20 protein-coding genes are annotated in these 17,900 nt (G+C 65.9%); 11 read left to right on the top strand and 9 right to left on the bottom strand.

Annotated features, from left to right (window positions below; all coding sequences use genetic code 11):
- Positions 1-19: 19 nt before the first annotated feature.
- The 7 genes from NP3_RS20795 to NP3_RS20765 are packed head-to-tail and all read right to left on the bottom strand — an operon-like array spanning position 20 to position 6,440.
- Positions 20-391 (bottom strand): metal-sulfur cluster assembly factor, encoded by a 372-nt coding sequence (locus tag NP3_RS20795; RefSeq protein ID WP_063043265.1) that lies wholly within the window; start codon positions 389-391, stop codon positions 20-22.
- A complete protein-coding gene (gene sufU / locus NP3_RS20790; protein WP_063043264.1) occupies positions 384-881 on the bottom strand; it encodes a Fe-S cluster assembly sulfur transfer protein SufU in 498 nt (165 codons plus the stop codon). Before sufU ends, NP3_RS20795 begins: the two co-directional genes overlap by 8 nt.
- A gap of 3 nt (positions 882-884) precedes the next feature.
- Entirely contained in the window at positions 885-2,138 is a 1,254-nt protein-coding gene (locus NP3_RS20785) for a cysteine desulfurase (RefSeq protein ID WP_063043263.1), read from the bottom strand.
- Between the two features lies 1 nt (position 2,139).
- Positions 2,140-2,958 (bottom strand): Fe-S cluster assembly ATPase SufC, encoded by an 819-nt coding sequence (gene sufC / locus NP3_RS20780; RefSeq protein WP_063043262.1) that lies wholly within the window; start codon positions 2,956-2,958, stop codon positions 2,140-2,142.
- A gap of 37 nt (positions 2,959-2,995) precedes the next feature.
- Positions 2,996-4,192 (bottom strand): Fe-S cluster assembly protein SufD, encoded by a 1,197-nt coding sequence (gene sufD, locus NP3_RS20775; protein ID WP_063043261.1) that lies wholly within the window; start codon positions 4,190-4,192, stop codon positions 2,996-2,998.
- Positions 4,192-5,628 carry a Fe-S cluster assembly protein SufB gene (gene sufB, locus NP3_RS20770; RefSeq protein WP_063043260.1) on the bottom strand — a complete coding sequence of 479 codons (1,437 nt, stop codon included), beginning with the start codon at positions 5,626-5,628 and terminating at the stop codon, positions 4,192-4,194. Before sufB ends, sufD begins: the two co-directional genes overlap by 1 nt.
- Positions 5,625-6,440: a helix-turn-helix transcriptional regulator gene (locus NP3_RS20765; RefSeq protein WP_063043259.1), complete on the bottom strand. Its 816-nt coding sequence runs from the start codon at positions 6,438-6,440 to the stop codon at positions 5,625-5,627. Before NP3_RS20765 ends, sufB begins: the two co-directional genes overlap by 4 nt.
- A 351-nt stretch (positions 6,441-6,791) precedes the next feature.
- On the opposite strand from NP3_RS20765, the gene mptB reads away from it, so the two are divergent.
- The 6 genes from mptB (at position 6,792) to NP3_RS20735 (ending at position 12,672) form a co-directional block, all read left to right on the top strand.
- Complete coding sequence (gene mptB / locus NP3_RS20760; protein ID WP_063824833.1) at positions 6,792-8,531, top strand: polyprenol phosphomannose-dependent alpha 1,6 mannosyltransferase MptB; 1,740 nt, start codon at positions 6,792-6,794, stop codon at positions 8,529-8,531.
- Between the two features lie 125 nt (positions 8,532-8,656).
- The gene (locus tag NP3_RS20755) at positions 8,657-9,592 is read left to right on the top strand and encodes an ABC transporter ATP-binding protein (protein WP_174566247.1); all 936 of its coding nucleotides are present in this window, start codon (positions 8,657-8,659) and stop codon (positions 9,590-9,592) included.
- Entirely contained in the window at positions 9,589-10,380 is a 792-nt protein-coding gene (locus NP3_RS20750) for an ABC transporter permease (protein WP_063043258.1), read from the top strand. The genes NP3_RS20755 and NP3_RS20750 overlap by 4 nt, the downstream gene beginning before the upstream one ends.
- A 67-nt stretch (positions 10,381-10,447) precedes the next feature.
- On the top strand, positions 10,448-11,422 hold the full coding sequence (locus tag NP3_RS20745) for a COX15/CtaA family protein (RefSeq protein WP_063043257.1): 975 nt from the start codon (positions 10,448-10,450) through the stop codon (positions 11,420-11,422).
- A gap of 115 nt (positions 11,423-11,537) precedes the next feature.
- A complete protein-coding gene (locus NP3_RS20740) occupies positions 11,538-11,750 on the top strand; it encodes an alpha/beta fold hydrolase (RefSeq protein WP_063043256.1) in 213 nt (70 codons plus the stop codon).
- Positions 11,751-11,760: 10 nt separating this feature from the next.
- Complete coding sequence (locus NP3_RS20735; protein WP_063043255.1) at positions 11,761-12,672, top strand: NAD(P)-dependent oxidoreductase; 912 nt, start codon at positions 11,761-11,763, stop codon at positions 12,670-12,672.
- 22 nt (positions 12,673-12,694) lie between these two features.
- On the opposite strand, the gene NP3_RS20730 is transcribed toward NP3_RS20735, so the two are convergent.
- Positions 12,695-13,531, bottom strand: a complete 837-nt coding sequence (locus tag NP3_RS20730; RefSeq protein ID WP_063043254.1) for a hypothetical protein — start codon at positions 13,529-13,531, stop codon at positions 12,695-12,697.
- Between the two features lie 186 nt (positions 13,532-13,717).
- On the opposite strand from NP3_RS20730, the gene NP3_RS20725 reads away from it, so the two are divergent.
- The 4 genes from NP3_RS20725 to NP3_RS20710 all read left to right on the top strand — a co-directional run bounded on the left by NP3_RS20725 (position 13,718) and on the right by NP3_RS20710 (position 17,085).
- Complete coding sequence (locus NP3_RS20725; protein WP_063043253.1) at positions 13,718-14,410, top strand: type 1 glutamine amidotransferase domain-containing protein; 693 nt, start codon at positions 13,718-13,720, stop codon at positions 14,408-14,410.
- A 194-nt stretch (positions 14,411-14,604) separates the two neighbouring features.
- A complete protein-coding gene (locus tag NP3_RS20720) occupies positions 14,605-14,802 on the top strand; it encodes an NfeD C-terminal domain-containing protein (protein ID WP_063043292.1) in 198 nt (65 codons plus the stop codon).
- A 9-nt stretch (positions 14,803-14,811) separates the two neighbouring features.
- Complete coding sequence (locus NP3_RS20715; protein ID WP_063043252.1) at positions 14,812-16,263, top strand: SPFH domain-containing protein; 1,452 nt, start codon at positions 14,812-14,814, stop codon at positions 16,261-16,263.
- A 144-nt stretch (positions 16,264-16,407) separates the two neighbouring features.
- Positions 16,408-17,085 (top strand): respiratory nitrate reductase subunit gamma, encoded by a 678-nt coding sequence (locus tag NP3_RS20710; protein WP_063043251.1) that lies wholly within the window; start codon positions 16,408-16,410, stop codon positions 17,083-17,085.
- Positions 17,086-17,090: 5 nt separating this feature from the next.
- Here the strand turns inward: NP3_RS20710 and NP3_RS20705 are convergent, their stop codons facing one another.
- A complete protein-coding gene (locus NP3_RS20705) occupies positions 17,091-17,438 on the bottom strand; it encodes a hypothetical protein (RefSeq protein WP_063043250.1) in 348 nt (115 codons plus the stop codon).
- Positions 17,439-17,499: 61 nt separating this feature from the next.
- On the opposite strand from NP3_RS20705, the gene NP3_RS20700 reads away from it, so the two are divergent.
- Positions 17,500-17,900, top strand: a 401-nt coding sequence (locus NP3_RS20700; RefSeq protein WP_157124424.1) for an alcohol dehydrogenase catalytic domain-containing protein, incomplete at its 3' end; no start/stop codon positions are given.

The following is a 17,900-nucleotide window of genomic DNA, read 5'->3' as shown; positions in this document are numbered from 1 at the left end:
CGCGGCCGGATTCGTGGTGCTAGACGGTGAAACCGAGGGCGCGGAGTTGTTCGCGGCCGTCTTCGGTGATCTTGTCGGGGCCCCACGGGGGCATCCAGACCCAGTTGATCTTGAGGTCTTCGACCAAGCCGGAGCGGACCAGGGCGTTGCGGGACTGGTCCTCGATGACATCGGTCAGCGGGCAGGCCGCCGAGGTGAGGGTCATATCGAGGGTGGCGATATTGTCCTGGTCGACGCTCATACCGTAGACCAAGCCGAGGTCGACGACATTGATGCCGAGTTCGGGGTCGACGACGTCGCGCATCGCCTCCTCGATGTCCTCGAGTTGCTTGATTTCCTCGGCCGAAAGTTCGACCTGCTCGGTCGTTTCGGTGACTGGTGTCTCACTCATGCCGTTTTCCATTCGTGGAGATGTCGCTGCCCATGGTCCGCTTGGCCTCTTCCGCAGAGGATATCCGGATCACCGCATCCTTGAACGCCAGCCAGCCGAGCAGTGCGCATTTGACCCGTGCCGGGTACTTGGACACTCCGCTCAGCGCGATACCGTCGCCGATCATGTCCTCGTCGCCCTCGATGGTGCCGCGGCTGGAGATCATCTCGTTGTACGAGTCGACGACCTTGAGCGCCTGTTGCACCGGCAGCCCGATCACCTGATCGGTGAGGATCGAGGTGGCGGCCTGGCTGATCGAACAGCCCTGGCCGTCGTAGGACACATCGGCGACATCACCGTTGTCGTCGAGCTGGACGCGCAAGGTCACCTCGTCACCGCAGGTCGGGTTGACGTGGTGCACCTCGGCACCGAACGGCTCCCGCAGTCCGCGGTGATGCGGGTGCTTGTAGTGATCCAGGATCACTTCCTGGTACATCTGCTCCATGCGCATGTCTTATGCAACTCCGAAGAAGCTCTGGGCCTTCCGCACGGCGGCTACCAGCTGGTCTACCTCGTCGAGGGTGTTGTAAACCGCGAAGGACGCACGGGCGGTGGCGGGCACGCCGAGACGACGCATCAGCGGCCAGGCGCAGTGGTGACCGACTCGCACGGCGACGCCCTCATCGTCGAGAATCTGCCCGACGTCATGGGCGTGGATGCCCTCGACCACGAACGACACCGCGCCGCCGCGATCGATATTCTCGGTCGGTCCGATTATCCGCACGCCCGCGATCGCCGCGAGGCCCTCCAGCGCCGCACCGGTGAGCGTGTGCTCATGCGCCGCAACGGCATCCATGCCGATCTGTTCGAGATACCGCACGGCCGCGCCCAATCCGACCACCTGCGAGGTCATCGGCACACCGGCCTCGAACCGCTGCGGCGGCGGCGCGTAGGTGCTGCCCTCCATGGTGACGGTCTCGATCATCGAGCCGCCGGTGATGAACGGCGGAGTCTCCTCGAGCAGCGCACGCCGCCCGTAGAGCACGCCGACACCGGACGGGCCGAGCATCTTGTGCCCGGAGAACGCGGCGAAGTCGACGCCGAGCTCACGGAAGTTCACCGCCATATGCGGCACCGACTGGCAGGCATCGAGCACGGTGAGCGCGCCGACTTCCTTTGCCCGGCGAACCAATTCGGCGACATCGCTGACCGCGCCGGTCACATTCGACTGATGCGTGAACGCGACAACCTTGGTGGCGGACGACAATTCGAACGAGTCGAGGTCGATCCGGCCGTCGTCGGTGATGCCGTACCACTTCAGGGTCGCACCGGTCCGGCGGGCGAGCTCCTGCCAAGGCACCAGATTCGCGTGATGCTCGAGCTCGGTGATGACGATCTCGTCGCCCGGACCGACGTGGTACGGGAAGCGGTCGTCGGAGAACGCGTACGTCACCAGATTGAGCGATTCGGTCGCATTCTTGGTGAATACGATCTCGTCCGCGTCCACACCGACGAACCGGCCGATATCGACGCGTGCACCCTCGTACGCGTCGGTGGCTTCCTCGGCCAGCTGGTGTGCACCGCGGTGTACGGCCGAATTGCGCTCGATGAGGAATTCACGTTCGGCGTCGAGCACGGCGAGAGGACGTTGCGAGGTCGCGCCCGAGTCCAGGTACACCAACGGCTTCCCGTCCCGAACCGTGCGGCTCAGGATAGGGAAGTCGGCCCGGATCCGGGCGACATCGAGGGTGCGGACCGTGGCGGTCATATCAGGCTCCAGCGGTAGCGGACTGGGGGACGGCAGTCGGCGAAGCCAACGGGGTGGGTGAGACTTGCGTAAAGCGGACGTACCCGTTGGCATCGAGTTCCTCGGCCAGCTCGGCGCCGCCCTCGGCGACGATGCGGCCGCCGACGAAGACGTGCACGAATTCGGGCTGGATGTAGCGCAGGATGCGGGTGTAGTGCGTGATCAGCAGGATGCCGCCGTTCTCGCGCTCCTTGTAGCGGTTGACGCCCTCGGAGACGATGCGCAGCGCGTCGACGTCCAGGCCGGAGTCGGTCTCGTCCAGGATGGCGATCTTCGGCTTGAGCAGACCCAGCTGCAGGATCTCGTGGCGCTTCTTCTCACCGCCGGAGAAACCCTCGTTCACGCTGCGCTCGGCGAAGGCGGCGTCGATTTCCAGCTCGCTCATCGACTCCTTCACCTCCTTGACCCAGGTGCGCAGCTTGGGGGCCTCGCCGCGGACCGCGGTGGCGGCGGTGCGCAGGAAGTTCGACATCGAGACACCGGGGACCTCGACCGGGTACTGCATGGCGAGGAACAGACCCGCGCGCGCCCGCTCATCAACCGACATCCCGAGCACGTCCTCGCCGTCGAGGGTGATCGAACCGGAGGTCACCGTGTACTTCGGGTGCCCGGCGATCGCGTACGACAACGTCGACTTGCCGGAGCCGTTCGGGCCCATGATCGCGTGCGTCTCACCGGATTTGATGGTGAGGTTCACGCCCTTGAGGATCTTGATGGGCTCACCGGACTCGTCCGGGTTGGCGACCTCGACGTGCAGGTCCTTGATTTCCAGGGTGGTCATCGAATTCGGATTCCTTTGCGGGATAAGGGGTTCTGGGTCAGGCGCCGATGGCGGCGAGTTCGGCCTCGATGGCCGACTCGAGCCGCTCCCGGACCTCGGGTACCGCGATCTTCTGGATGATTTCGTGGAAGAAACCGCGCACCACCAGCCGACGGGCGGCGTCCTCCGGAATACCGCGAGCACGCAGGTAGAACAGCTGCTCGTCGTCGAAACGGCCGGTGGCACTCGCGTGGCCTGCGCCGACGATCTCACCGGTCTCGATCTCCAGGTTCGGCACCGAATCGGCGCGCGCGCCGTCGGTGAGTACCAGGTTGCGGTTCACCTCGAAGGTGTCGGTGCCCTCGGCGGCGGCGCGGATGAGCACGTCACCGACCCACACCGTGCGGGCATCGCCCTTGGGCGAATGCGGATCACCTTGCAGCGCACCCTTGTACAGCACATTCGACTTGCAGTGCGGCACCGCGTGGTCGACAAGCAGACGCTGCTCGAAGTGCTGACCGGCGTCGGCGAAGTAGAGGCCGAGCAGTTCGGCGTCGCCGCCGGGACCCGCGTAGCGGACATTGCCGGTGAGGCGCACCAGATCACCACCAAGGGTGACCGAGGTGTGCCGCAGGGTGGCATCGCGCCCGAGCACGGCATGGTGCGCGGTGGCGTGCACGGCGTCGTCGGCCCAGTCCTGGATCGCGACGACGGTCAGTTTGGCGCTGTCACCGAGTACGAATTCGATGTTCTCGGCGTATGTTCCGCTACCGCGCTGGTCGATGACCACCGTGGCGACGGCAAAGTTGCCGAGCCGGATCTGCAGGTGGCCATAAGTGGTCTTACCCTCGCCGGGACCGTCGACGGTAACGGTAACCGGTTCGGCGACTTCGGTTTCCGAACCGACCGTGATCACGGTCGCCTGATCGAAACCCGAGTACGCCTGGGCCGCAACACGATCCGACGGCACTCCGGCCTCGCCGAGGCGAGAGTCGGTGCGCGCCACCGTTTCCACGGTCACACCGGTGACCGGCGCGACCCCGACAGTGACTTGGCCGTCGCGCACGGCGGTACCGTCTTGCAGACCACGCAGGCGACGCATCGGGGTGAACCGCCAGGCCTCATCCTTCGCCGAGGGCACTTCGAAGGCGTTCACATCGAAGGAGGTGAACACCTCCCCCTTATTGCTCGGCGCATGCGTCGCGTCGGTAATGCGAGCCTCGGCGGCTTCGGCAACGTTGTCCAGGGCTGCCATCAGCCGACGGCTCCTTCCATCTGCAGTTCGATCAGGCGGTTCAGCTCGAGCGCATACTCCATCGGGAGTTCCTTGGCGATCGGCTCGACGAAGCCGCGCACCACCATCGCCATCGCCTCGTCCTCGGTCAGGCCGCGGCTCATCAGGTAGAACAGCTGGTCCTCGGACACCTTCGAGACCGTGGCCTCATGGCCCATGGTCACGTCGTCCTCGCGGATGTCGACGTAGGGGTAGGTGTCGGAGCGGCTGATCGTATCGACGAGCAGCGCATCACATTTCACGGTCGACTTGGAACCGTGCGCGCCCTTGTTGACCTGGACCAGACCGCGGTAGGAGGCCCGGCCGCCACCGCGCGCCACCGACTTGCTGATGATGGTCGAGGAGGTGTGCGGCGCCAGGTGCAGCATCTTCGCCCCGGTGTCCTGGTGCTGACCCGCACCCGCGAACGCGACCGAGAGCACCTCGCCGCGCGCGTATTCGCCGGTCATCCACACGGCCGGGTACTTCATGGTGACCTTGGAGCCGATATTGCCGTCGACCCATTCCATCACCGCGCCCGCCTCGGCCTTGGCCCGCTTGGTGACCAGGTTGTAGACGTTGTTCGACCAGTTCTGGATGGTGGTGTAGCGGCAGCGTCCGCCCTTCTTCACGATGATCTCGACCACCGCGGAGTGCAGCGAATCGGACTTGTAGATCGGCGCGGTGCAGCCCTCGACGTAGTGCACGTAGGCACCCTCGTCGACGATGATCAGGGTCCGCTCGAACTGGCCCATATTCTCGGTGTTGATCCGGAAGTAGGCCTGTAGCGGAATGTCGACGTGCACGCCCGGCGGCACGTAGATGAACGAACCACCCGACCATACGGCGGTATTCAGTGCGGAGAACTTGTTGTCACCGGCCGGGATCACGGTGCCGAAGTACTGCTCGAAGATCTCCGGGTGCTCGCGCAGACCGGTGTCGGTGTCCAGGAAGATGACGCCCTGGGCCTCCAGATCCTCGCGGATCTGGTGGTAGACGACCTCGGATTCGTACTGCGCGGCGACACCGGCGACCAAGCGCTGCTTCTCCGCCTCCGGGATGCCGAGCTTGTCGTAGGTGTTCTTGATGTCCTCGGGCAGGTCTTCCCAGCTCTCGGCCTGCTTCTCGGTCGAGCGCACGAAGTACTTGATGTTGTCGAAGTCGATGCCGTCGAGGTTGGAGCCCCACTTCGGCATCGGCTTGCGATCGAAGATGCGCAGCGCCTTGAGCCGGTGCTCGAGCATCCACTCGGTCTCGTTCTTCTTGGCCGAGATGTCGCGGACGACAGCCTCGGACAGGCCTCGTTGCGCACTGGCACCGGCCACATCCGAATCGGCCCAGCCGTAACCGTATTTGCCCAGGGAAGCAATGGTTTCTTCCTGAGTGAGCGGTTGCACCTGGTCGGTGGTCGTCGTCATTCGGCACTCCTTCCGGAGTCGTTCGTACGTACCGCTGCGGGCTGTGCAGCGGTTTTAGGGGAAGCGTTATCGGTGATAGGGAGAACGAACAGCGGCACATGGGTAGTGCACGCGCAGTCGCCGTTGGCGATCGTCGCAAGTCGCTGCACGTGGGTTCCGAGCAGGTCCCGGAAAGCCTCGAGTTCGGCCTCGCACAACTGCGGGAATTCCTCGGCGACGTGGGCCACCGGGCAGTGGTGCTGGCAGATCTGCACGCCCGCCCCGACCTTGCGGGTGGACGCGGCGAATCCGGCGTCGGTGAAGGCCTCGGCGATCTCGTCCGCCTTGGCGGTGGTGGTCTCGGGGGTGTGTTCGGCGACCGGTTCGATGCCCTCGACGATGGTCCGCGCCCGCTTGCGTGCGAAATCGGCAATGGCCTGCTCACCGCCGACCTCACCCAGCTGGCGAATGGCCGCACCGGCCAGATCGTCGTAGGCGTGGCCGAGCCGTCCCCGGCCGACGGCCGTCAGCTGATATTGCTTGGCGGGGCGGCCGCGACCCTTCTGCTGCCACGGCGCCGAGCGGCTGGCCCGCGCCTGACCGGATTCGATCAGCGCGTCCAGGTGCCGACGGACGCCGGCAGGCGTCAGGCCGAGCTTGCTGCCGATCGCGGTCGCGGTGATCGGGCCCTCTTCGAGCAGCAGCTGAACTACGGCGGCGCGAGTATGTCCTTCACCGCCCGTGACCAGGGGCGCGGGCGCAGCAGCGGACCCGGCACCGGTACGGCGACCGGCCCCTCGATCCTCGTCGTGCGGCAAACCCACGGTTTTCACAACACCAGTGTGACGGAATTCGTTCCCGGAATCTAATAAGGGTGCCCTGAGTTGAACGGGCCGATGACCTGCACGGGAGCGCTTGTCCGGCGGCATTCGGATGCGACACGTTCGTTACCTGCAGGTCTCGTGCGACCACCGGCCCGAGCACGCGGCGAAATTACGAGTGCGATTTAGGCCACACGTCGATGCCCGAAATCCGTCAGCGCACCATGATCAGCTTCATCGACACCTGACAGTGGGCCCGGTTCGAACTTCCGCGGCCGCGCCTGTGCCTGGTCCGAACGTGCCCCGCGGTCGGTTCCGCGGGGCACCGGACACGCCGGTGGTATCGGCTACGCTGGCCGCGTGATGTCAGGCGAACACGGCGAACCAGGTGTCGAACGCAGCCGGTCGACCACCCTGATTCGCCTGCGTCGGACCGCGCCCATCAGCACCGCCGTCGCGCTGGGGCGTCGGATCATCGGTCTGGATGTCGCGCCCGACCACACCGTCGGCGACACCCTGCACATCAACGAACCCGAAGCCGCCGAACTCAACCCGCAAGAGACCGCACAACTGCGTCGCGTCCGTCTATTGGGCGCGACGGGTGCGGTGATGATGGCCATCGGGGCGCTCGGGCTCGGCGCCCAGCCCACGCTGCAGAATCCGACCTACGGCAAGGCGATTCTCGGGCTGCCCGCGCGGGTGCACAATTCGGGACTGGCGACGACCATGGTCGGCACGGTCATCGTCATGCTGGCCTGGCTGCTGCTCGGCCGATTCGCACTCGGCTTGCAGTCCAACCGCATTCGCCGCATCAGCCGATCACAACTCGACCGCACGCTGCTGCTGTGGATCATTCCGCTGTCGGTCGCACCGCCGATGTTCAGTCAGGATGTGTATTCCTATCTGGCGCAGGGTGAGATCGCGGCCAGCGGACTCGATCCCTACGACGTCGGCCCGGTTCAGGGACTCGGCCAGGACCATATTCTGACGCGCAGCGTCCCCAATATCTGGCAGAATTCGCCCGCGCCATACGGGCCCCTCTCGATTTGGCTGGGCAAGGGCATCGCCGAAATCGTCGGCGACAATATGCTCGCCGGAGTGCTGCTGCACCGGATGCTGGCGTTGCTCGGCGTGGCCTGCATCGTTTGGGCGCTGCCGCGACTGGCACAGCGCTGCCGAGTATCGCCGGTGGCCGCATTGTGGCTCGGCGCCGTGAACCCATTGGTGATATTCCACCTGGTATCCGGCGTGCACAACGAGGCCATGATGCTCGGCCTGATGCTGGTCGGGTTGGAATACTGTCTGGCGGCCCTCAGCAATATCGGACCGATGCGCGGCCACGCACTCGTGCTGCTCTTATCGGGCACCACACTGATAGCGCTGTCCGCCATGGTCAAGATTCCCTCGATGCTGGCACTGGCGTTCGTGTGGATGGCATTGAGCCGAAAATGGGGCGGCGATTGGCGTGCGGTGCTCAGATCCGCGCTATTCCTCGGTTGCGTCACCGGTACGGTCATGCTCGCGGTATGCCTGGGCAGCGGTCTCGGTTTCGGCTGGATAGACACCCTGACCATGGCCAACTCGGTGCGCAGCTGGATGTCGCTGCCCACCGCGCTCGGGGTAGTCACCGGATTCGGCGGCGTTCTACTGGGATTGGGCGACCACACCACCGCCCTGCTGAGCATCACCCGGCCGATCGCGGCGGTCGCGGCTTCGCTGATCGTGGTGCGACTGATGGTAGCCACCTGGCGCGGGCGACTGCATCCGGTCGGTGCGCTCGGCGTCGCGTTCGGCGCGGTCGTCCTGCTGTTCCCGGTGGTGCAGCCTTGGTATCTGCTCTGGGGCATCGTCCCGCTGGCGGCGTGGGCCAGCCGACCCGCCTTCCGGGTCCCGGCCACGATCGCCTCGGCGGCGATCAGCGTCATGCTCATGCCCTCCGGCAGCGAAATCCAGCCTTTCGTCCTTATCTATGCGGCCTGCATCACCATCCTCACCTGCACGCTGATGATCCTGGCCACCCGCAAGTCGCTGCCGTGGCGGCTGCACCACGCCGGTGCCGACACCGCGTCCGCCGCGGCCGGTCCTTCCGGACCGCAGAGTTGACGAGGCAGGGGTGTCGTCCGGGTCACATCTGTCGACGGCTTACCGTGTGACACCGTGAGGGAGCGCAGCGAGCGAACAATGGGCACAGCACCCTTGGACGCGACGGAGCCGAGCACCGAGGCGCGATGGTGACCGCAGCCTCGGAACCCGCCGTCTGTATCGACGGCGTCATCAAGCATTACGGCGAAACCACCGCCGTCGCCGGGATCAGTTTCGCGGTCGAACGGGCACAGGTGCTTGCCCTGCTCGGCCCGAACGGCGCGGGCAAGACCACGACGGTCGAAATGTGCGAGGGGTTCAAAACTCCGGATGCCGGTTCGGTCCGGGTGCTCGGACTCGATCCGATCGCCGACTCCGATCAGCTGCGGCCGCGCATCGGCGTCATGCTGCAGGGCGGTGGCGCGTACCCGGGTGCGCGCGCGGGCGAGATGCTCGATCTGGTCGCCGCCTACTCGGCTGATCCGCTCGATCCCGAGTGGTTGCTGAAAACCCTTGGCCTGCAAGATACCCGGCGCACACCGTACCGACGGCTGTCCGGCGGCCAGCAGCAGCGGCTCGCCCTGGCCTGCGCGCTGGTCGGGAAGCCGGAGATCGTCTTCCTCGACGAACCGACCGCGGGCCTGGACGCGCAGGCCCGGCTCATCGTGTGGGAGCTGATCGACGCGCTGCGCCGTGACGGAGTCACCGTGCTGCTCACCACGCACATGATGGACGAAGCCGAGCAACTGGCCGACCAACTGGTCATCATCGATCACGGACAGATCGTCGCCTCTGGAACACCCGCCGAGGTCACCGCACACGGCGCGGCCGGGCAGCTGCGCTTCACCGCCCCGCCGAAACTCGATCTGCGCCTGTTGAAAACCGCTCTGCCGGAAGGCTTCTCGCCGCGCGAGACGATGCCGGGACAGTATCTGGTCGAGGGTGAGATCGATCCGCAGGTACTTGCGACGGTGACCGCGTGGTGTGCGCAGCAGAATGTGCTGGCCACCGATATCCGGATCGATCAGCGTCGCCTCGAGGACGTCTTCCTGGAACTCACCGGACGGGACCTACGCGGATGAATCAGCCAGATCTCGCCGGGAACCGCTTCGCGCCGGGCACTTTCACGCCCGATCCGCGCCCGAGCGGCCGCCTCGCCATGATGACCGCGCAGACCCGGCTCGAGCTGATCCTGTTGCTGCGCAACGGCGAACAGCTGCTGCTCACCATGTTCATTCCGATCACGCTGCTGGTCGGGCTCAGTCTGTTGCCGTTCGGGGACCTCGGCGCGGACCGGGTCGACAAGATCGTGCCCGCGGTCATGATGGTCGCGGTCATGTCGACCGCCTTCACCGGACAGGCCATCGCGGTCGGATTCGACCGCCGTTACGGTGCGCTCAAGCGCCTCGGCGCGACCCCGCTCCCCCGCTGGGGCATTGTGGCGGGCAAGAGCGCCGCGGTGCTGATCGTGGTGGTGATGCAGGCAATTCTGTTGGGAGCCATCGGATTCGCGCTCGGCTGGCGACCGGAACTCGCCGGGCTCGCGCTCGGCGCGCTGGTGATCGCGCTCGGCACAGCCACTTTCGCGGCAATGGGTCTGCTGCTCGGCGGCACGCTCAAAGCGGAGATCGTGCTGGCGCTGGCGAATATCCTGTGGTTCGTCATGCTCGGCATCGCGAGCATCGTGTTCGCATCCGACGACCTGCCTTCGGCGGTGAATGTGCTCGTACGGTTGGTGCCGTCCGGAGCGCTGGCCGTCACGCTGGAAGACGCGATGCGCACCAGCATCGACTGGTTCGGCATCGCCGTGCTCGCCGCTTGGGGCGGCGTCTCCGGCTTCCTCGCCACCCGCTTCTTCCGCTTCGACTAGCCGGAGCAACGACGGAATGTAGTAGACCGGGTGCGGGTGGCTGAAGTGGCCCGGCTACGATCGTTGGGTGCTGTATCGCGCATTCCTGCGACTCGTCGATCTGCTCCCGCTGCCCTCGTTGCGGGTGCAGCGACTGATCGCCATCGCGGTCATCGTCTCCCAGGCGGGTATCGCCGTCACCGGTGCGATCGTGCGGGTCACGGCGTCCGGACTCGGGTGCCCGACCTGGCCGCAGTGCTTCCCGGGCAGCTTCACCCCGACCGGTGTGGCCGAGGTTCCGGTGCTGCATCAGACCGTCGAATTCAGCAATCGCATGCTGACCTTCGCGGTGACATTGTGCGCGGCGCTCATCGTGCTCGCCGTCACCCGGGCCCGTCGCCGCCGCGAGGTGCTGGTGTACGCATGGTTGATGCCGGGCGGCACGGTGCTGCAGGCGGTCATCGGCGGTATCACCGTGCGCACCGGTCTGCTGTGGTGGACGGTGTCGGTGCATCTGCTGGCGTCGATGCTGATGGTGTGGGTCGCGGTGGTCATGTTCGCGAAGGTCAGCGAACCCGATGACGGCATCGAAGTGATCCAGGCGCCCGCGCCGCTGCGCTGGCTCACCGGGCTGAGCGGAGTCGCGCTCGCCGGGGTCCTGATCGCGGGCACGCTGGTCACCGGCGCCGGACCGCATGCGGGCGACAAGAGCATCGAGCGACCGGTCGAACGCCTGCAGGTCGAGATCGTCACCCTGGTGCATCTGCACTCGCAACTGCTCGTCGGCTATCTCGCACTGCTCATCGGGTTGGCCTTCGGCCTCTTCGCCGTCGGCATCACCCCCGCCGTCCGCACCCGACTGTTCGTCCTGCTCGGCCTGGTCTGCGCCCAGTCTCTAGTAGGCGTCGTCCAGTACTTCACCGACGTGCCCGCCGCCCTGGTCGCCACCCACGTCGGCGGCGCCGCGGCCTGCACCGCCGCCACCGCCGCCCTCTGGGCCTCCCTGCGCACCCGCGAACGCGTCACGGCGTCGATTTCCAACTCCGCCGAACAGTTGGCATAGCGCACACTGTTCCGATGCGCCCATCAGCATCGAGTACCGAAGCGCCACAACCGTTCCCGGATATCGAGCCGTATGAGGCCGGACTCCTCGACGTCGGCGACGCAAACATTCGGCGGTGCTGATCCTCGATCTTTCCGGACCCCTCTACACCGCTTGGCAATTGGCGCGGGCCTGGCCCAGTGCGGAACTTCGCGTCATCGAGGATTCCGGCCATACCGGCAGCCTGGCCATGCGCGGCGCGATACTCGAGGCGTTGGCGCGCTTCGGCGGCAGCGGCCATGGGGATTGGTCCGATGATCGGATGCAATTCGGCGGTGAGCACGGCTAACCTGGCAGGCATGCCGGTCACTGTCCTTGTGCCAGACGAATATGGAGTCGGGGTATTGGCCCGGCTCGATGGGATTCGCCCAGTGCGGTATTCGCCCGGCGAACCGCTGCCCGCGGGGGCGGAGTTGGCGGAGGTGCTGGTTCCGGCGTTTCTGGCTCGGCCCGATTCGATCGATATGGCCGGATTGCCGAAGTTGCGGTTGGTGCAGATGCTGACGGCCGGAGCCGAAGGGTGGATCGGTCGGCTGCCGGATGGGGTGCTGCTGTCGAATGCGCGGGGTGCGCACGGCGGCAGTTCCGCGGAGTGGGTGGTCGCGGCGCTGCTCACGATTTATCGCGAGCTGACGGAGTTCGCCGATTTGCGGCGCGAGCAGCGCTGGCATCAGCATCGGACGGATACGTTGGCGGGCAAGCGGATCCTCGGCATCGGCGCGGGTGATCTCGGTATCGAATTGCGCCGCAGGGTCGAGGCTTTCGACGCGACCATGACGCTGATCGGCACGACCGCCCGCGACGGTGTGCACGGTGTCGACGAATTGCCGCGGCTGCTGAGCGAATTCGATGCCGTCGTGCTGATGGTTCCGGTGACCGATCAGACCATCGGCATGGTCGATGCCGAATTCCTGGCCGAGATGGCCGACGGCGCGGTACTGGTGAATGTCGCGCGCGGACCGATCGTACGGACCGAAGCGCTACTGGCCGAACTGGTTTCGGGGCGATTGCGCGCAGCCCTGGATGTCACCGACCCGGAGCCCCTTCCACCCGAGCATCCGCTCTGGACAGCGCCCGGTCTGTTGCTTACACCCCATGTCGCGGGAAGTAGCCGAGGCAGTCTCGAACGCGCCTACGCCGTTGTCGCCGCGGAGATCGCCCGATTCGCGGCTGGTGATTTACCGAAAAACCTTGTGCGCGGGAATTATTGAGTCGCTCACGGATGAACGACGGCTACCCGGGCCGCGGCCGAGTGACACGCGCGAGTGTTCGGATCAAAGCATCCGATGCCAGTTGCCCGCGTTCGATGCGCAACCCCGCGTAGCACGGATCGCCGTTCTCGACGAGCCCGACGATCGTCGGTTCATCCAATTGCTCCGCCGCGAACGCATATATCTGCTCCAACTTCGGCACGATCAGACCGTAGTCGAGGGCTCGCGCCACGCGTCCCTCGAGCGCGAGCACCGCATCGACAGACATATTCACCAGCGGATACACCTCGGGAAAAACATTCCGCAGGTCGAGGAACAGGCGAACCGAGCTGCGGCGCGGATCGGCCGACCAGCTGCCGAGAGCCCCGAACCGGCCCAGCGCCAGCGTCGGCCGCGCCACCAGGACGTGGGTGAACAGCACCCGCATGAGCGTCACATTGATCATCAACCGCTCGGCGGGCAATTCGGCCGCGGCCAACTCCTGATGTTCCAGATAACCGGCGACGATGCTGCGATTATGCGCCCGGTACCACGCCGCGGGCGAAGGGGCGATGAGGAATTCGAGCCACAGCCGGGCACCGGGCGTCGACGCGTCGCGGGCATCGGCGTGGTGCAGCAGTGCGGCCTCCAGTTTGTCGTGCAGTAAGCGGTTGTTGATGGCCCGCCACCACGGGCTGCCGGTATCGGCGTGCAGCACGCCGCGAGCGAGTTCCCATTGCAGAAAAGCGATTTCGGCCCGACGGTAGGCGCGGAGTTCCGGCGGATAGAAGCTCTCGGCGAGCGCGACGCGGTGCTGCGCGTCGGCATGCGCGGCGCCGACCCGCCGAGCCGCCAACTCGCTCGCCTTATCCGCGTTCATCGCCCCCTACTTTACGATCCCGGCGCCGTCCACACCCGGAACCGGAGACCCATCAATATTGCGATGTCTCTTATTGGCGATCCTATTGGTGCTTCGATGAACGGGTGCCTAACGTCGACATCGCGACGAACCGACACGTCGCACGCGTCAGCGCGGCAACCCTAATCCCCGATCAGGAGGCACACGATGTCGAAGGTTCTTTTCGTCATGACCGGCGTCGACTACTGGACGCTCGCCGACGGCACGAAACATCCGACCGGCTACTGGGCCGAAGAGGTCGTCGCTCCGTACAAGGCCATCAAGGCGGCGGGTCACGAGATTGTGGTGACCACTCCCGGCGGCGTCGTACCGACGGTCGACCAGGGTAGTCTCGCGCCCGAGGTCAACGGCGGCGCGGACGGTGCCGCGGAGATCGCCGAGACCCTGGCCGATGCGGCAGAACTGCGCAGCCCGATCCGGCTCGAGGATGTCGACCTGGCCGACTACGACGCCGTCTACTACCCCGGCGGACACGGCCCGATGGAAGATCTGTCGGTGAATGCCGACTCCGGCGCCCTGCTCAATGCCGCGCTGGCCTCGGGCAAACCGCTCGGCGTCGTCTGCCACGCGCCCGCAGCGCTGCTCGCGACCGCCATCGGCGGCGATTCCCCGTTCGTCGGCTACCAGGTCACCGGATTCACCAATGCCGAAGAGGCACAAGCCGGATTCGCCGATAAGGCCAAGTGGCTGCTGCAGGATCGGCTGGTCGAGCTCGGCGTCGATTTCCGCGAGGGCGAGCCGTGGGCACCGCATATCGAGATCGATCGCAATCTCTACACCGGCCAGAATCCCGCATCGTCGGCACCGCTGGCCGCGGAGATCGTCAAAGCGCTGGGCTGAGATACCGATGGCCGCCGACCGGACCACCGAGGTGCTGGACGCCATACCGCGCTGCCTGACCCGCACCGTCGAGGGCGCGCGACCAGAAGGCATAAGGGAAACGTAAAGATCGCTTGCGCCAAGGGCTCTCGGTGGCCGCGAGGTCTAGCGTGGAGTGGTCGAACCGCGGCAGGGAGGTGTCGGTGGCGACAGACGTGATCGGCAAGATCGCCCGCGTCACCGCGACGATCAAGCCGGACCATCTCGGCGAAGTTCTGATCGAGGTGCGGGCGGGCACCGAGCGATTTCTCGCGCGCCCTGCCGACGGGACGACAACCATTCCGAGGCATACCCAGGTGCTCGTGGTCGGGAGCCTGGGTGGGCGCACGGTTGAAGTCACTCCCTTGAAATGAAGGTTCATCATGGACGTCCTGATACTGGTCGTCGTCGGCATCGCCGTTGTTGTGCTGTTCCTGGCCGCCGTGCTGTTCCGGCTGTCCTGGCGGGTCGCCGAACCCGATGAGGCACTGATCATCTCCGGATTCCGCGCGGGCGAAGGACAGTCCTTCGGCGAGAGCATGGGCTTCCGGATCGTCACCGGACGCGGCAGTCTGGTGGCACCTGGACTGACCAAGGTGCGCCGAATCTCATTGGAGGCACACGAAAGCCAGATAACCGTCCCCTGTGTGAGTCAGCAGAAGATCAGTCTGCAGCTGGCGGGTGTGGTGGTCTACAAGGTCGGTGACGACTACCGGTCCATCGCGAATGCGGCCCGCCGGTTCCTGGACCGCCCGGCCGAGGAGCTGGAAACCAAGGTGCAGAATGTCTTCGTCGGCCATCTGCGGGCGATCGCGGGTTCGATGACCGTCGAGGATATGATCAGCGACCAGGACAAATTCTCCGAGCAGGTCCGCGACCGGTGCTCGCAGGAGATGGAGTCCTTCGGCCTCGTGATCGACAGCTTCCAGATCCAGTCCATTGCCAGCGGCTCGAATTACATTGCCAATCTCGCGATTCCGCATCAGGCCGCGGTAGAGCAGCAGGCCCGCATCGCCCGCGCCAATGCCGAGCGCGAGGCCATCGAACAGGAACAGGCAGCACAGGCCCAGATCGCACTCGCGGTGCGTGACACCCAGATCAAGAAGGCCGGTTACCAGGCCGAGGTGGACAGCGCGAGTCAGGAAGCCGCCCAGCAGGGCCCGCTCGCCGATGCCAAGGCCCGCCAGGCGGTCGTCGAAATGGCAACGCGCGTCGCACAACTCGAAGCACAGCAGAAGGAACAGCAGCTGCAGGTGGAGATCCGCAAGCCAGCGGATGCCGAGGCCTATCGCCAGACCACCCTGGCCGCCGCGGGCCGCGACGCGCGAATCAGCCAAGCCGAGGCCGACGCCCAGGAGACCCGATTGCGCGCGGAAGCCGCTGCGGCACAGACGAAAATGCAGGCACTCGCCGAGGCCGAGGCGATCAAACTGCGGGCCGCCGCCGAGGCCGAGGCCACCCGGCTCACCGGTCAGGCCGAGGCAGACGCCATCAAGGCCAGGGGTCTGGCCGAGGCAGACGCCGTGCGCGCGCATATGGCCGCCGAAGCCGCGGGCATCCAGCAGCGCGCCGAGGCGATGAGCCAGAACCAGGAGGCCGTCATCGCACAGCAGATCGCCGAGAAGCTCCCGCAGATCGTCGCCGCGGCGGCGGCACCGTTCGAGCACGTCGATCAGTTCACGGTGTTGAACGGCGCACAGGGTGTCACCTCGGCATTGGCCGAGATCATTCAGCAGGCGGGTGCGCTCACCTCGATCGCGCGCGAATCCCTGCTGCCCGCAATGAATCTCAGTTCGAACGGGCACCAGAACGGCGAGGTCGAACTCCCGAAGTAGACCGCGAGTCGGCGGCGATCCGCGAACGATTCGCCGCCGACGCCCGAAGTACCCTTCGGTAAGGGCCATTGGTCCCTTGTTCGACATTCGGTGTCTCTGCGACCGTGATACGTCCGATCATCGGTAAGCGGAAAGCGAACTCGCGTGACATCGCTGTTGTGGATCGCGCTGCCCTATGGCGCGTTCGTGTCGTTCGTGCTCGGTCATGTGTGGCGCTACCGGCGCGACGGTTTCCGCAGCTATACCCGTTATCCGGAGATGGACCGCAGCCAGCGGTTCGGATCGACGGCATTTCGGTCCGGGGTGTGCGTCATAGTCCTCACCCGCCTGATCAATGTGATCACCGCCGAACCGCACGCCCGCCCCTCCGGTGCGCTGCACGTAGTCACCACGATCGTGCAGATCGGCGGCGTCGCCGCTGCCACGATCGGGGCGGTATTGCTGTTCCTACCGGATCTGATAGTCGGTCCGTCGCGTCCGGTGATCACCCCGCTGGACCGCATAACCTTCCCGGCCCTGACGGCCGCTCTGCTTTCCGGGGTGATCATCGAATACGATCCGACCACGGTGGCGCGCGAATATCGAACCGGCGAAACGCTTTTCGCGTGGTTCCGCTCGCTGGTCACCATCGATCCGTATCCCGAGGCCATGCAGCATGCACCGCTCATCTACCAGGCGCGCGGTCTGATCCTGCTGCTGGTCCTCGGCATCTGGCCATTTACCCGGCTCGCGGGTATCTTCGCGGGCCCGGTCGTTCGGCGGATCCTGCGCGCCGTCCCACGCGAGACTCGCGAATCGGACCGCGCGACCACGGGAGGCTGAACGGCTCAGTTCTCGTTGCGCGCCTTGGGGAAACGGGTCTGCCGAGCGACCCAACCGGCCATCTTGGCCCAGTGCCCCTTGCTCGGAGTGACCACCGAGATCAGCTCGCGATCCCATTCATCGGCTTCGGTCAGGCCGTTGATGGTCTCGACCAATTCCTTGGCGGTCGCCAGATCGTCGACCACGCGGTCACCGAGGACACCGTCGGAGCCGACCAGGGTGACGCGCACGCCCGCGCGGCCGATCGGCTGCAATACAGCGGTAGCGGAGCCGCCGTGCTCGGCGACGAATCCCTTGACCGAATCCACCAGGGAACCCGACAGCTGGACTGGGGCGGCGGCTTCAACACTCATGGCGGTTAGTTTACTGACCGGTACGTTCGGGTCCAGCCCCCGTGGGTGTAGAACGGATCTCATGCGCGCTATTCAGGTTTCCGAGCACGGTGGTCCCGAAGTCCTGAACTACGTCGAGGTACCGGATCCGCAGATCGGTCCGGATCAGCTGCTCGTCGACACCGAGGCGATCGGCATCAACTTCATCGATACCTATATCCGCACCGGCCGCTACCCGCAGGCGGTGCCCTATGTTCCCGGCGCCGAGGGCACCGGCGTGGTGGCCGAGATCGGCGCGAATGTGACCGAATTCGCAGTCGGCGACCGGGTCGCCTGGGCAGCCGCCCCCGGCAGCTATGCCAAGCGGGTCGCGGTACCGGCGGCGGTCGCGGTCAAGGTGCCGGACGGTGTCGACGCACCGGTCGCTGCCTCGGCGCTGCTGCAGGGCATGACCGCGCACTACCTGATCGAATCGATCTACAA

The organism is Nocardia pseudovaccinii NBRC 100343 (assembly GCF_001613225.1).
In the GTDB taxonomy this organism is placed as follows: domain Bacteria; phylum Actinomycetota; class Actinomycetes; order Mycobacteriales; family Mycobacteriaceae; genus Nocardia; species Nocardia pseudovaccinii.
The sequence above is the reverse complement of the archived record's forward strand: the minus strand, read 5'-3'. Positions and strand labels throughout refer to the sequence as shown.